This is a genomic window from Nocardioides sp. Leaf307 (assembly GCF_001423135.1).
GTDB classification, from domain to species: Bacteria; Actinomycetota; Actinomycetes; order Propionibacteriales; family Nocardioidaceae; genus Nocardioides; species Nocardioides kribbensis.
This window is the reverse complement of sequence record NZ_LMNY01000001.1, coordinates 1,060,243-1,073,676: the sequence shown is the minus strand read 5'-3', so window position 1 is coordinate 1,073,676 and position 13,434 is coordinate 1,060,243. Positions and strand designations below refer to the sequence as shown.

Sequence of the window (13,434 nt, the reverse complement as noted above, 5' to 3'; positions counted from 1 at the left end):
TGACAGGACTTCCTTCCAGAACCGCGCGCGGTCTAGACAGGCACCCTCAGCTGACCCCCACGATCGGCAGCCGCAGCGCCGCCGGCGCCTGCGGAGGTACGGCGGGCGAGCGCGGCTCGACCGGGGCCACGCGCTCGTAGCCGGCCCCCAGCGGCGGGCGGCGGTCGGCCTCGCCCTTGTTGGGCCACAGCGCCATCGCCCGCTCGGCCTGGGCGGTGATCGTCAGCGACGGGTTGACCCCGAGGTTGGCGCTGATCGCCGACCCGTCGGCGACGTGGAGGCCGGGGTGGCCGTAGACGCGCTGGTAGGGGTCGACGACGCCGGTCTCGCTGCTCTCGCCGATGGCGCAGCCCCCGATGAAGTGGGCGGTGAGCGGCATGTTGAACGGCTCGCCGATGTTGCCGCCGGCAGTGCCGCCGAGCACGCCGGCGATGCGGCGCACGGCCTCGTTGGCCACCGGGATCCAGGTCGGGTTGGGCGCTCCGTGACCTTGGCGCGAGGTCATCCGCCAGCACCCGGTGAGCCGGTCGCGCTTGCCGTAGGTGGTGATGGAGTTGTCGAGGCTCTGCATGACCAGCGCGATGACGGTGCGCTCCGACCAGTGGCGCAGGTCGTAGAGCTCGAGGAGCTTGGCCTTCTCGGTCCACATCGCCTTGAGCCAGGTGCGCCAGCGCGGGCCCTCGCCGTCGCCGTCGGTGAGGACGGTCTGCATCATGGCCATGGTGTTGAAGCCCTTGCCGTAGCGGCACGGCTCGATGTGGGTGTGCTCGTCGGGGTGCCAGCTGGAGGTGATGGCGACGCCGTAGGAGTAGTCGGTCGGGTCGGAGGCCGGCGCGATCGCGCCGAGGATCGACTCGGAGTTGGTACGCGAGAGGTAGCCGAGCCGGTCCGAGAGCCCCGGCAGGTGGCCCTCGTCCTTCATCCGGTGCAGCAGCTTCTGGGTGCCGAGCGAGGCGGCGGCGAAGACGACGTGCTCGGCGGTCAGGGTGCGGGTCGTGCGGGCGGTCGCGCGCCTGGCCTTGGTGTACTTGACCGCGACGTCGTAGCCGCCGCCCTCGCGGGGGCTGACCCGGGTCACTGTGGTCAGCGGCATGACCCGCGCGCCCTTCTTCTCCGCGAGGTAGAGGTAGTTCTTGACCAGGGTGTTCTTGGCGTTGTGGCGGCAGCCCGACATGCACTCGCCGCAGTTGAGGCAGGCGTTGCGGTCGGGGCCCTCGCCCCCGAAGAACGGGTCGGCGACCTTCTCCCCCGGCTCCTGGCCGGGGCCGCCGAAGAAGACCCCCACCGGCGTCGGGTGGAAGGTGTCGGCCACGCCCATGTCGCCGGCGACCTTCTCCATGACCTCGTCGGCCGGGGTGCGCACGGGGTTCTCGACCACGCCGAGCATCCGCTTGGCCTGGTCGTAGTAGGGGGCGAGCTCCTCGCGCCAGTCGGTGATCGAGGCCCACTGCGGGTCGGCGTAGAACTGCTCGAGGGGCTCGTAGAGGGTGTTGGCGTAGACCAGCGAGCCGCCGCCGACCCCCGCGCCGGCCACGATCAGGGTGTCGCGGACGGCGTCGATGCGCTGGATGCCGTACATCCCCAGGGCCGGGGCCCACAGGTAGCGCTTGAGGTCCATGGTGCCGGAGGCGAAGTCGTCGTCCTCGAAGCGCGGCCCGGCCTCGATGACGCCGACCTTGTAGCCCTTCTCGGTCAGTCGCAGCGCGGTGACGGAGCCGCCGAAGCCGCTGCCGATCACCAGGACGTCGTAGTCGTGCTCCACGTGCTTGCCCATCAGGCGCGCCCCAGCTTCTTCATCAGGCGGAGGTTGAGGGTCATCACCTTCGCGTAGGTCTCTTCCGACATGCCCAGCACGGGCGAGAACCGCAGCAGCCGCTGGGTGGCGACCGACTGCGACTCGGTGTAGCGGTGGATGCCCTCGCTGCCCTGGCGCCGGCCCATGCCCGAGGCGCGCATGCCGCCCATCGGGGAGTCGACGCTGGCGAAGGTCGCGGCGAAGGCCTCGTTGACGTTGACCGTGCCGCAGCGCACCCGACGGGCCAGCTCACGGGCGCGGGCGCCGTCCTGGCTGTAGATCGAGGCGTTCAGGCCGTAGTCGCCGTCGTTGGCCCGGGCCACGGCGTCGGACTCGTCGTGGAAGCGGTAGAGCGAGATCACCGGGCCGAAGGTCTCCTGGCCGAAGCAGGTCATCTCGGGGGTCACGCCCTCGAGGATGGTGGGCTCGAAGACGAAGGGGCCGAGGTCGGGGCGGGCCCGTCCGCCGGTGAGCACGCGGGCGCCCTTGGCCACGGCGTCCTCGACGTGACGGGTGACGGTCTCGAGCTGGTCGGCGGAGATCAGCGAGCCCATGTCGTTCTCCCACGCCAGCGTGGCCCCCAGCGTCATCGCCTGGGTGCGGGCCACGAAGCGCTCCACGAAGCGGTCGTAGACCTGGTCGGCCACGAAGAGCCGCTCCATCGAGACGCAGAGCTGGCCGGCGTTGGAGAAGGCACCGCGCACGGCGCCCTCGGCGGCGCGCTCCACGTCGGCGTCGCGCAGCACCAGCATGGGGTTCTTGCCGCCGAGCTCCAGCGAGCAGCCGATGAGCCGCTCGGCGCAGGCCTGGGCCACGCGGGTGCCGGTGGCCGTCGAGCCGGTGAAGCAGACGTAGTCGGACTTCGCGATGATCGACGTGCCGACCACCGAGCCCGGCCCCGAGACGACCTGCCACAGGTCGCGCGGGAAGCCGGCCTCCTCCAGCAGCTGGGCGCCCAGCAGCGCGGTGAGCATGGTCTGGCTGTCGGGCTTGGCCACGACCGCGTTGCCGGCCATCAGCGCCGGCAGGCCGTCGCACAGCGCCATCGTGAAGGGGTAGTTCCACGGCGAGATGATGCCGACGACCCCCTTGGGGACCCGGTTGACCTCGACCCGCGTCAACACCGGCACCACGCCGGCCCTGCGCCGGGTGTCGAGGTGGTCGTGGGCCGTGCGGGCGTAGTAGCGCGCCGTCAGCGCGATGTGCAGGGGCTCGTCGAAGGCGTGCTTGCGGGCCTTGCCCGACTCCAGCACGATCAGGTCGAGGATCTCCTCCTGGCGGTCGAGCACGAGGTCGTGCAGCCGCATGAGGATCGCCGAGCGGTGCTCCAGGCTCGTGCGCGACCAGGCGACCTGGGCCCGGCGGGCGCGGACGAACGCCTCGGCCACGTCGGCCTCGCTCGACTGCGGCAGGTGGGCCAGCGGCGCCCCGTCGAGGGGCGAGTGCACCTGCACCGTCTCCCCCGAGGTGGCCAGGACGCGCTGGGTCAGCGAGGCGACGTAGTCGGGCTCGAGGGCGTAGGACGCGGTCGGGTCGTGCTCGGGGTCGTGCGGGCCCTCGACGAGCGGGCCGCCGGCCGGACTGGGGTTCGCGGCGTTCATGTACCGAGAGTATGTGACTGCGGTCTCCGCGACTACCCTTCGGTAGCTCTCGGCCGGGAAAGCCTTCTCACGCCTCAGCCGATGACGACCCCGACCCGCTGGAACTCCTTGACGTCGGTGTAGCCCGTGGTCGCCATCGAGCGCTTGAGGGCGCCGATGAGGTTCATCGTGCCGTCGGCGACCCGCGACGGGCCGAAGAGGATCTCCTCGAGGGTGCCGACGGTCTCGAACTGCACGCGCCGACCGCGCGGCAGCTCGGCGTGGTGGGCCTCGGTGCCCCAGTGGAAGCCGTGGCCCGGCGCGTCGGTGGCGCGGGCGAAGGGAGAGCCGACCATGACCGCGTCGGCCCCGCAGGCGATGGCCTTGGCGACGTCGCCGGACTGGCCGATCGACCCGTCGGCGATGACGTGGACGTAGCGCCCGCCGGACTCGTCGAGGTAGTCGCGGCGCGCCGCGGCCACGTCGGCCACGGCGCTGGCCATGGGCACGGCGATCCCGAGCACGGTGCGGGTGGTGTGGGCGGCCCCGCCCCCGAAGCCGACCAGGACGCCGGCGGCACCGGTGCGCATCAGGTGCAGCGCGGCCTGGTGGGTCGCGCAGCCGCCCACGATCACCGGCACGTCGAGCTCGTAGATGAACTCCTTGAGGTTCAGCGGCTCGGCCTGGCTGGAGACGTGCTCGGCCGAGACCGTCGTGCCCCGGATGACGAACATGTCGACACCCGCGTCGACCACGGCCTTGGCGAACTCCTTGGTGCGCTGCGGCGACAGCGAGCCGGCCACGGTCACCCCGGCCTCGCGCACCTCGCGCAGCCGCTCGGTGATGAGCTCGGGCTTGATCGGCTCCTCGTAGATCTCCTGCATCCGGCGGGTGGCGTCGACGCCCTCCAGCCCCGCGACCTCGGCCAGCAGCGACTCGGGGTCCTCGTAGCGGGTCCAGATGCCCTCGAGGTTGAGGACGCCGAGGCCGCCGAGGCGACCCAGCGCGACGGCGGTCGCCGGCGACATCACCGAGTCCATGGGTGCCGCGAGCACCGGGAGGTCGAAGCGGTAGGCGTCGATCTGCCAGTGGGTGCTGACCTCCTCGGGGTCGCGGGTGCGCCGCGAGGGCACGATCGCGATGTCGTCGAAGGAGTAGGCACGCCGGGCGCGCTTGGCCCGGCCGATCTCGATCTCGGTCACCGGGGAAGGCTACTAGAGGTGCGCCGGGGCCCCGACGTGCAGGAGGCCCGGCGGATCAGCGGCCGGTGTAGTTCGGAGCCTCGACGGTCATCTGGACGTCGTGGGGGTGGCTCTCCTTGAGCGAGGCCGAGGTGATCCGCACGAAACGGCCCTTGTCCTGCAGCTCGGGGATGGTGCGCGCACCGACGTAGAACATCGACTGGTTGAGCCCGCCGATGAGCTGGTGGGCCACCGCCGAGAGCGGACCGCGGTAGGCCACCTGGCCCTCGATGCCCTCGGGCACGATCTGGTCGTCGCTGGTGACCTCGGCCTGGAAGTAGCGGTCCTTGGAGTAGGACTTCTTGCCGCGGCTCGACATCGCGCCGAGCGAGCCCATGCCGCGGTAGGCCTTGAACTGCTTGCCGTTGACGAAGACCAGGTCGCCGGGCGACTCCTCGCAGCCGGCCAGCAGCGAGCCGACCATGACCGACTCCGCCCCGGCCACGATCGCCTTGGCGATCTCGCCGGAGTGCTTCATGCCGCCGTCGGCGATCACCGGCACGCCGGCGGGGGCGCAGGCCAGCGAGGCCTCGTAGACCGCCGTCACCTGGGGCACGCCGACCCCGGTCACGACGCGGGTGGTGCAGATCGAGCCCGGGCCCACGCCGACCTTGACCGCGTCGGCGCCGGCGTCGACGAAGGCCTGGGCGCCCTCGCGGGTCGCGACGTTGCCGCCGATGACCTGCACGTGGCGGGTCGCGGGGTCGCCCTTGAGGCGCGCGACCATGTCGAGCAGGAGGCGCACGTTGCCGTGGGCGGTGTCGGCGACCAGCACGTCGACCCCGGCCTCGACCAGGGTGGTGGCCCGCTCCCAGGCGTCGCCGAAGTAGCCGATGGCCGCGCCGACCATGAGCCGTCCGGCGCCGTCGTAGGAGGCGTGGGGGAACTGCTCGCCCTTGACGAAGTCCTTCACGGTGATCAGGCCGGCCAAGCGGCCCGCGTCGTCGACCAGCGGGAGCCGCTCGCGCTTGTGCTTGCGCAGCAGCAGCGTGGCGTCGTCGCGCGAGATGCCGACGTGGCCGGTGATGAGCGGCATCGGCGTCATCATCTCGTCGACCTTGGTCGTCGCCCACTCCGCGACCGGGGTGAAGCGCAGGTCGCGGTTGGTGATGATGCCGAGCAGGCGGTTGTCGGTGTCGACCACCGGCAGGCCGGAGACGCGGTACTCCCCGCAGATGCGGTCGAGGTCCTCCAGCGTCGCGTCGGGGCCGATGGTGACGGGGTTGGAGATGATGCCGGTCTGGGTGCGCTTCACGAGGTCGACCTGGTAGGCCTGGTCCTCGATGGAGAGGTTGCGGTGGAGCACGCCGAGGCCGCCCTCGCGGGCCATGGCGATGGCCATGCGCGACTCGGTGACGGTGTCCATGGCCGCGCTCACGAGCGGGACCTTGAGCGAGATCTCGCGGGTCAGCCGCGAGGTCGTGTCGATGTCGGCCGGCGCCAGGTCGGAGTGACCGGGCAGCAGCAGGACGTCGTCGTAGGTCAGCCCGAGGGCGGCGAACTTGTCAGGGAGCTCCACCCCCCAAGCCTAACCGCGGGTCAGCCGGGAAGCGGCTTCAGGTCGCGCACGGGGACCCTGACGCTCAGCACGTCGGCGGCCATCCTGATCCGCCCCCGCATGCCCGCGGCCAGCACCATCGGCAGCACCGCCTGGTTGTCGGAGCGGGTGGTGAGCAGGATCTCGTCGGCGCCGAGCATGTGGGCCAGCCTCGAGGCGTCCACGAGCAGGCGCGTGCCGATGCCGCGGCGCTGGAAGCCGGGGTCGACCCGCAGCGCCACCGGGCGCACCACCGCCCCGTCGTCACCGGGCACCGGGTCGTGGACGGTGGCCAGACCCACCACGACGCCGTCGAGCACGGCCGAGACCGAGGCACCGTCCACGGCGTACTCCGGGGTCGCCCCGCCGCCCAGGCGCCGGCCCGGGCTGGTCGTGCCGATGGCCGCCGACTCGCGGCTGCGCTGGAGCACGTCGCTGACCAGGTCGGCCATGGCCGCGCCGCGGGCGCGCTCGGTCTCGGTGAAGGGCGCCGCCCGGCGCACCTGCACCTGCACGTCGCCCACCGTCAGCTCCAGGGAGTCCTGCGGCGGGCCGTCACCCGGCGCGGGGTCGGACTCGGCGTCGAAGAGGCGGGCGACCACCTCGGGGAAGGAGGTCGGGCGGGCCAGGATCGTGCGCGCCGCCTGGACGTAGCGGGTCGGCTGGTCGGAGAGGGCGGCGGCCGAGCACGGGGTCGCCGACACGTAGGTCCACCCCGACCCCTCGACGAGCAGCGCGAGGTCGTGGACGTCCCAGCCCTCGGGGGTGCGCATCACGAGCTCGTCGGTCACGGCGTCGGCGCCCGGGAAGATCTGCAGACCCAGGATGTTGACCCCCGCCTCGCCGCAGCGCTGGGCCAGGCGGGCGAGCCCGCCGGGACGGTCGGGCATGGTCGTGCGCACTCTCCACAGCATGTCGCCCACGCTCGCCGTCGCGCGTTGCCGGGAGGGATCGGGGATGTTTCGGGCGTGCAACGGCTGCTCGCAGCGTTGCGGTGCGACGTGGGCGGCCCCCGGCCTGAGAGGCTGTCGCCCATGACGACGGCACCTGCGCGCGCGCTGGCGCCGTCCGTGGTCCACCGCGTGGTGCACCGCGTCGGCGCGGCCGTCGAGTCACGCTGGACCGTGCCGCTGGCGGCCGTGCTCGTGGTGCTGCTGCGCCTGCCCGGTCTCTCGCGGCCCGTGCGGGCCGACGAGGCCGGCTTCCTGCTGGTCGCCCGCTCCTGGGACCCCTCCCCCGACAGCGTCTACGGACGCTACTTCGTCGACCGGCCCCCGTTGCTCATCGAGGTCTTCCGGCTCTCCGACCTCCTCGGGGGGCCGCTGTTCATCCGGGTGCTGGGCGCGCTGGCCGCCGCCCTGCTGGTCGTGGCCGCGGCCCGCACCGCCCGGCTCGTGGCCGGGGAGCGCGCCGCCGGGTGGGTGGCGGTCGCGGTGGCCGCGATGAGCGCCAACACGCTCATCGACGCCGTCGCGGTCAAGGGCGAGCTCCTCGGCGTGCCCTTCGTGATGGCGGGCTGCTGGCTCTCGCTGCTCGCCCTGCGGCGCGACTCGGCCGCCCTGGCCTTCCTGGCCGGCGTGCTCGCCTGCACCGCGGTCGGCTTCAAGCAGAACCTCGCCGGCGGCCTGGCCTTCGCCGGCGCGCTCCTCCTCGCCTCCCTGCTCACCCGGGCCGTCGCCCCCGGCACCTTCGCCCGCCTCGCGCTCGCCGGGCTGGCGGGCGCCGCCACCCCCGTCGCCGCCACGGTGGCGTGGGCGTGGTCGCAGGGCGTGCGCCTCGACGTGCTCTGGTACGCCGTCTACGGCTTCCGCTCCGACGCCGCCGTGGCGCTGGCCGGCGAGGCCACCGGCGAGCCCGCGACGCGGCTGGCCACCCTCGTGCTGAGCGCCGTCGGGGCCGGGATGCTGCTCATCGTCGCCGGCTTCGTGGTGCACGTGCGTGGCGAGTGGGCCGGCGACCCCGCCCTCACCGCCGCGACCGCCACCCTGGTCCTCTTCGACGTCACCGCGCTGGTGCTCGGCGGCAGCTTCTGGCGCGACTACCTGCTGGCCCTGCTCCCGGCCACGGCGCTGTGCGCCGCCCTGCTGGTGCGCCACGGGTCGCGGCGCGGCCTGCGCATGCGGGCGGTGATCCTCGGCGCGGCCGCCTCCACCGTCGTCTGCCTGCTGGGGTGGGTCGTGATCCAGGCCAGCGGGCTGCAGGAGTTCGACGAGGTGCGCACCGGGCAGGCCGTCGGGCGGGCCGCCGCTCCCGGCGACACGATGGTCGTCTTCGGGGGGCGCGCCGACCTCCAGCTGGCGAGCGGCATGGCCTCGCCGTACGAGCACCTGTGGAGCCTGCCGATGCGCACCCTCGACCCCGACCTCGCCGAGCTCGCCGCGGTGGTCGCCGGACCGGAGCGTCCGACGTGGATCGTGGAGTGGGTCGACTTCACCACGTGGAGCCCGGCCGGCGGTGCGGCGCTCGCCGACCTCGTCGGGAGCGAGTACGTCGCGCACGGTGCGGGCTGCGGCGACACGGGTCGGACCGTGTGGCTGCTCCGCGGCGTCGAGCGCCCGGCGGTCGCGCCCGACTGCGGGTGACCTGACCGGCCTGCCGACCGGGCCCGGCACCGACGACGACGGCGCCGGGCCCCGTGAGGGACCCGGCGCCGCCGGTGGAGCAGGTGGTGCCTAGCGGCTCAGTGGCCGTGCCCGTGGCCGTGGCCGCCGCCCGCGGGGGCGTCGTCCTCGTCCTCGGGCTTCTCGACGATGAGCGTCTCGGTCGTCAGCAGCATCGCCGCGATCGAGGTGGCGTTGACCAGCGCGGAGCGGGTCACCTTGACCGGGTCGAGCACGCCCTGGGCGACCAGGTCGCCGTAGGTGTCGGTGGCGGCGTTGTAGCCGTTGCCGACGCCCATCTCGCGGACCTTGGTGGTGACGACGTAGCCGTTGACGCCACCGTTCTCCGCGATCCAGCGCAGCGGCTCGTCGGCCGACTTGCGCACGATGCGCACGCCGACGGCCTCGTCGCCGGTGAGGCCGAGGTCGCCCTCGAGCACGGACACCGCGTGGATGAGGGCCGAGCCGCCACCGGCGACGATGCCCTCCTCGATCGCGGCGCGCGTCGCGGAGACGGCGTCCTCGATGCGGTGCTTCTTCTCCTTCAGCTCCACCTCGGTGGCGGCGCCGACCTTGATCACGCAGACACCGCCGGCCAGCTTGGCGAGGCGCTCCTGGAGCTTCTCGCGGTCCCAGTCGGAGTCGGTGTTCTCGATCTCGGCCTTGATCTGGTTCACGCGACCCTCGACGGCGGCGGCGTCGCCGGCGCCGTCGACGATGGTGGTGTTGTCCTTGGTGACCACGATGCGGCGGGCCTGGCCCAGCACCTCGAGGCCGACCTGGTCGAGCTTGAGCCCGACCTCGGGGGCGACGATCTCGCCACCGGTCAGCGTCGCGATGTCCTGCATCATCGCCTTGCGGCGGTCACCGAAGGCGGGGCTCTTCACCGCGACGGCGTTGAAGGTGCCGCGGATCTTGTTCACGACCAGGGTCGAGAGGGCCTCGCCCTCGACGTCCTCGGCGAGGATGAAGAGCGGCTTGCCGGCGGCGATGACCTTCTCCAGCAGCGGCAGGAGCTCGGCGATCGCCGAGATCTTGCCCTGGTGCAGGAGGATGTAGGGGTCGTCGAGGACGGCCTCCATGCGCTCGGGGTCGCTGACGAAGTACTGCGACAGGTAGCCCTTGTCGAACTGCATGCCCTCGGTGAAGTCGAGCTCGGTGCCCATGGAGTTGGACTCCTCGACGGTGATGACACCGTCCTTGCCGACCTTGTCGAAGGCCTGCGAGAGCAGGTCGCCGATGACCTTGTCACGGCTCGAGATCGTGGCCACGGAGGCCATGTCCTCGACCGAGTCGACCTCGCGGGCGGCGTCGCGCAGGGCGTCGCCGACGGCGGCCGCGGCGAGGTCCATGCCCCGCTTGAGGCCCATCGGGTTGGCGCCGGCCGCGACGGCCCGCAGGCCCTCGTGGACCATGGCCTGGGCGAGCACGGTGGCAGTGGTGGTGCCGTCACCGGCGACGTCGTTGGTCTTGGTGGCGACCTCCTTCGTCAGCTGCGCGCCGAGGTTCTCGAAGGGGTCGTCGAGCTCGATCTCACGGGCGACGGTCACGCCGTCGTTGGTGATGGTCGGCGCGCCCCACTTCTTGTCGAGGACGACGTAGCGGCCCTTGGGGCCGAGCGTCACCTTGACGGCGTTGGCGAGGGCGTCGACGCCCCGCTCGAGGGCGCGGCGGGCGCTCTCGTCGAACTCAAGAATCTTGGGCATGCGTTCTCCTTAGAAGCACGAGGCTTTCAAGCACTGGCCCTGACGCGACTGGACCCGGCCGGCAGCAGCGCTGCCAGCCGGGATGCCAGGTGCGTCAGGAGACGACGGCGAGGACGTCGCGGGCGGAAAGGATGAGGTACTCCTCGCCGGCGTACTTGACCTCGGTGCCGCCGTACTTGCTGTAGATGACCTTGTCGCCGACGGCGACGTCGAGCGGGACGCGGTTGCCCTTGTCGTCGATGCGGCCGGGGCCGATCGAGACGACCTCGCCCTCCTGGGGCTTCTCCTTGGCGGTGTCCGGGATGACCAGGCCGGAAGCCGTGGTCTGCTCGGCCTCGAGCGTCTTGACGACGATGCGGTCCTCGAGGGGCTTGATGTTGACCGACACGATGTCGACCTCCACTTTCGTCACTACTTGATGGCGGGTGGTGCACGTCTGGGTCCACCGCTCGCGTGGCACGCCGTCGCGGGGGTCGCGCTGCGCTGCGGGTGGCTGGCACACTCACGGGGAGAGTGCCAACCCAGAAACTAGCACTCGCTCACCCTGAGTGCCAGGGCCGGGGTCCCCCGCGGCTGCGGCGGCACCCGGACGGCCTGACAGGATCGCGGCCATGGACCTCGACGACCTGCGGTGGCTGCTCACCGACGACGGCCAGGCCCTGCTCGCCGAGGCGGTGGCCGTCCTGCAGGCCGGGCCCGCGACGCCGGACCCGCTGCGGGTCTCGGCCTCGCTGCGCCGGCGCCACCCCGGGACCGACCCCGCCCACGTCGCCGCGGCGCTCACCCAAGCCACGCTGCGCCGCCGCGCCGAGGCCAAGCTGGGAGAGGACGCCCGGCTGCTCTACTTCACCCCCGACGGCCTGGAGCAGGCGACCCGTCGCGCCGTCGCCGACCACCGCGCGGCCCGGCTGCGCGCCTTCGAGGCGATCTCGCTGGTCGACCTGGGCTGCGGCATCGGCGGGGACCTGATGGCGGGCGCCCGGGCCGGCATCGTCTGCGCGGGCGTCGACCTCGACCCGGTGCGGGTCGAGGTCGCGCGGGCCAACCTGGCCGCGCTGGGCCTCGACGGCGCGACCGTCGTCGCCGACGCCACCACGGTCGACACCTCCCCCTTCGACGTCGCCTTCGCCGACCCGGCGCGGCGCACCGCACGGGGTCGCACCTTCGACGTCGACGACTGGACGCCGCCCTGGTCGTTGGTCGAGGGCCTGCTGCGCCGCGACGCGTGCGTCAAGGTCGCGCCCGGGATCCCCCACGACCTCGTGCCCGAGGGCGTCGAGGCCGAGTGGGTCAGCGACCACGGGGAGGTCAAGGAGGCCGCCCTGTGGGCGGGCCGGCTGGCCACCACCCGCCGCCGGGCCACCGTCATCGGCGACGGCGGCCTGGCCACGCTCACCGACGAGGACGACCCCGGGGCTCCCGTGCGGTCCCTGGGGGCCTACCTCTACGAGCCCGACGGCGCCGTCGTGCGCGCCGGGCTCGTCACCGCCGTCGCCGCGGCGCACGCCGGTGACGGCGCGGGCCTGCTCGACCCCCACATCGCCTACCTCACCTCCGACTCCGCGACCCGTACGCCGTTCGCGCGCGGCTACGAGGTGCTCGAGGAGCTGCCCTACCGCGAGAAGCAGCTGCGCGCGGCGCTGCGCGAGCGGGGCGTGGGTCGGCTGACCATCAAGAAGCGCGGCGTCGACGTGGTGCCCGAGCAGCTGCGCAAGCGGCTCGCGCTGCAGGGTGACGGCGAGGCCACCCTGGTGATGACCCGCGTGGCCGGCGAGGGCACCGCGCTGCTGGTGCGCCCGCTCTAGCCCGGGGCGTGCCCCGGCGCCGCCCCGGCCAGGTGGACCCGCGCCAGGGGGTGGCCGCGCAGCGGCTCGGCCAGCAGGCCCCACACCTCGGCGACCAGGCCGTCGGGGGCGCGGCGGGCCTCGAGCACGCGCTCGAGCCAGTCGCGCACCTCGATCATGATGGTCTCGTCGCCGACCACGAGGGCGGCGGCGAGGCAGCCGAGGACGTGGTCGACGTAGCCCGGGAAGTCGGTCCACCAGTCGGGGGCGCTGGAGGGCGCCCCGACCGCGACGTCGTGGCGGGCGGCGATCGCGCGCACGACGTAGGGCGCGATCTCGTGGTGGTAGTCGGCGATCCAGGCGGCCTCCACGTCGGCGGGCCCGGCCTCGGCGGGACCCGTCTGCGGCACCCGTGACGGGAGGGCGTCGATGACCCGCGCCGCCTCGCCCGGGGTGGCGGCGTAGGCGGTCGCGCCGAGCGCGAGGGCGCGGGTCTCGTCGCCCCCGAAGGCCTGGCCGCCCACCACCACGGGGATGCCGATGGCCCGGATGGAGCTGAAGAGCGACTTCTGCCCGGCCAGCGAGGAGGTGAGCGAGGCGCTGAAGAGCACCGCCCGGGGCTTGAGGCTGAGGATGTCGTGCAGGAGCCCGGCGGGCTCGGGGTCACCGCCGACGTAGGTGACGCGGTAGCCCGCGAGCAGCAGCGACTCGGCCACGATGAGCGCCGGGAGCGCGTGGCGCTCGTGCTCGAGGCAGGAGACGATGACCAGCGGCGCCGACGGGTCGGCCTCGGGGGCGAAGGAGCCCAGCCAGTGCACGAGGCCCTCGTTGATCGCGGTGGCCTGGTGCTCCTGGGCCACGCTCCACCCACCGGTCAGCCAGAGGTCGCCGATGCGGGCCTGGGCCGGCACGACGAGCCGCTCGATGACCTCCATGGGGGCGGCCCCGCCCTCGTGGCGCTCACGCACCACGGCCAGGGCGCCGTGGCGGTCGCCCGTCTCCAGCGCGGCCCAGTAGGTGGTCCACGCCGACTCCCACTCCGGGTCGTCGACCGGGGCGAGGGCCACCGGGGGGAGGGTCGTCGTCGCGTCCTGGGACGGGGGACCGCTCGCGTCGGTCGCCGGGTCGGGACCGGGGTCGTGCTGCACCTGCTGCTGCACCGTGCACCTCCTGGGGGGACCTCACGACTTT

General features: G+C 73.1%; 10 protein-coding genes. 2 read left to right on the top strand and 8 right to left on the bottom strand.

The genetic code is table 11. The annotated features are described in order from the left end of the window. Positions 1 to 46: 46 nt before the first annotated feature. The 5 genes from ASF50_RS04965 to ASF50_RS04945 form a co-directional block, all read right to left on the bottom strand. Entirely contained in the window at positions 47 to 1,774 is a 1,728-nt protein-coding gene (locus ASF50_RS04965; RefSeq protein WP_056903664.1) for a GMC family oxidoreductase, read from the bottom strand. Beyond that, a complete protein-coding gene (locus ASF50_RS04960; protein WP_056863823.1) occupies positions 1,774 to 3,396 on the bottom strand; it encodes a succinic semialdehyde dehydrogenase in 1,623 nt (540 codons plus the stop codon). Before ASF50_RS04960 ends, ASF50_RS04965 begins: the two co-directional genes overlap by 1 nt. A gap of 74 nt (positions 3,397 to 3,470) precedes the next feature. Continuing rightward, on the bottom strand, positions 3,471 to 4,577 hold the full coding sequence (locus ASF50_RS04955; RefSeq protein ID WP_056863822.1) for a GuaB3 family IMP dehydrogenase-related protein: 1,107 nt from the start codon (positions 4,575 to 4,577) through the stop codon (positions 3,471 to 3,473). 55 nt (positions 4,578 to 4,632) lie between these two features. Further along, a complete protein-coding gene (guaB, locus tag ASF50_RS04950) occupies positions 4,633 to 6,135 on the bottom strand; it encodes an IMP dehydrogenase (protein ID WP_056863821.1) in 1,503 nt (500 codons plus the stop codon). Positions 6,136 to 6,155: 20 nt separating this feature from the next. Continuing rightward, positions 6,156 to 7,043, bottom strand: coding sequence for a GNAT family N-acetyltransferase (locus ASF50_RS04945; RefSeq protein ID WP_228941736.1), 888 nt, complete (start codon positions 7,041 to 7,043; stop codon positions 6,156 to 6,158). Between the two features lie 144 nt (positions 7,044 to 7,187). Between ASF50_RS04945 and ASF50_RS04940 the strand changes: the two genes are divergently transcribed. Then, the gene (locus tag ASF50_RS04940) at positions 7,188 to 8,735 is read left to right on the top strand and encodes a hypothetical protein (RefSeq protein WP_156718102.1); all 1,548 of its coding nucleotides are present in this window, start codon (positions 7,188 to 7,190) and stop codon (positions 8,733 to 8,735) included. A gap of 98 nt (positions 8,736 to 8,833) precedes the next feature. Here ASF50_RS04940 and groL read toward each other — a convergent pair whose 3' ends face one another. Together groL and groES are read right to left on the bottom strand one after the other, a co-directional pair. Next, the gene (gene groL / locus ASF50_RS04935) at positions 8,834 to 10,459 is read right to left on the bottom strand and encodes a chaperonin GroEL (protein ID WP_056863819.1); all 1,626 of its coding nucleotides are present in this window, start codon (positions 10,457 to 10,459) and stop codon (positions 8,834 to 8,836) included. A gap of 94 nt (positions 10,460 to 10,553) precedes the next feature. Beyond that, the gene (gene groES / locus ASF50_RS04930) at positions 10,554 to 10,847 is read right to left on the bottom strand and encodes a co-chaperone GroES (protein WP_056864570.1); all 294 of its coding nucleotides are present in this window, start codon (positions 10,845 to 10,847) and stop codon (positions 10,554 to 10,556) included. Positions 10,848 to 11,070: 223 nt separating this feature from the next. Here groES and ASF50_RS19885 point away from each other — a divergent pair, with 223 nt between their 5' ends. Further along, positions 11,071 to 12,264, top strand: a complete 1,194-nt coding sequence (locus ASF50_RS19885; protein ID WP_056903662.1) for a THUMP-like domain-containing protein — start codon at positions 11,071 to 11,073, stop codon at positions 12,262 to 12,264. On the opposite strand, the gene ASF50_RS04920 is transcribed toward ASF50_RS19885, so the two are convergent. Continuing rightward, positions 12,261 to 13,403: a B12-binding domain-containing protein gene (locus ASF50_RS04920; RefSeq protein WP_056903661.1), complete on the bottom strand. Its 1,143-nt coding sequence runs from the start codon at positions 13,401 to 13,403 to the stop codon at positions 12,261 to 12,263. The genes ASF50_RS19885 and ASF50_RS04920 overlap by 4 nt on opposite strands. Positions 13,404 to 13,434: the final 31 nt, after the last annotated feature.

Excerpts from the sequence above, each read along its gene's own strand:
- ASF50_RS04940 (WP_156718102.1), top strand. The coding sequence starts at position 7,188 with ATGACGACGGCACCTGCGCGCGCGCTGGCGCCGTCCGTGGTCCACCGC.
- ASF50_RS04965 (WP_056903664.1), bottom strand. The coding sequence starts at position 1,774 with ATGGGCAAGCACGTGGAGCACGACTACGACGTCCTGGTGATCGGCAGC.
- ASF50_RS04945 (WP_228941736.1), bottom strand. The coding sequence starts at position 7,043 with ATGCCCGACCGTCCCGGCGGGCTCGCCCGCCTGGCCCAGCGCTGCGGC.
- ASF50_RS04960 (WP_056863823.1), bottom strand. The coding sequence starts at position 3,396 with ATGAACGCCGCGAACCCCAGTCCGGCCGGCGGCCCGCTCGTCGAGGGC.
- groL (WP_056863819.1), bottom strand. The coding sequence starts at position 10,459 with ATGCCCAAGATTCTTGAGTTCGACGAGAGCGCCCGCCGCGCCCTCGAG.
- ASF50_RS19885 (WP_056903662.1), top strand. The coding sequence starts at position 11,071 with ATGGACCTCGACGACCTGCGGTGGCTGCTCACCGACGACGGCCAGGCC.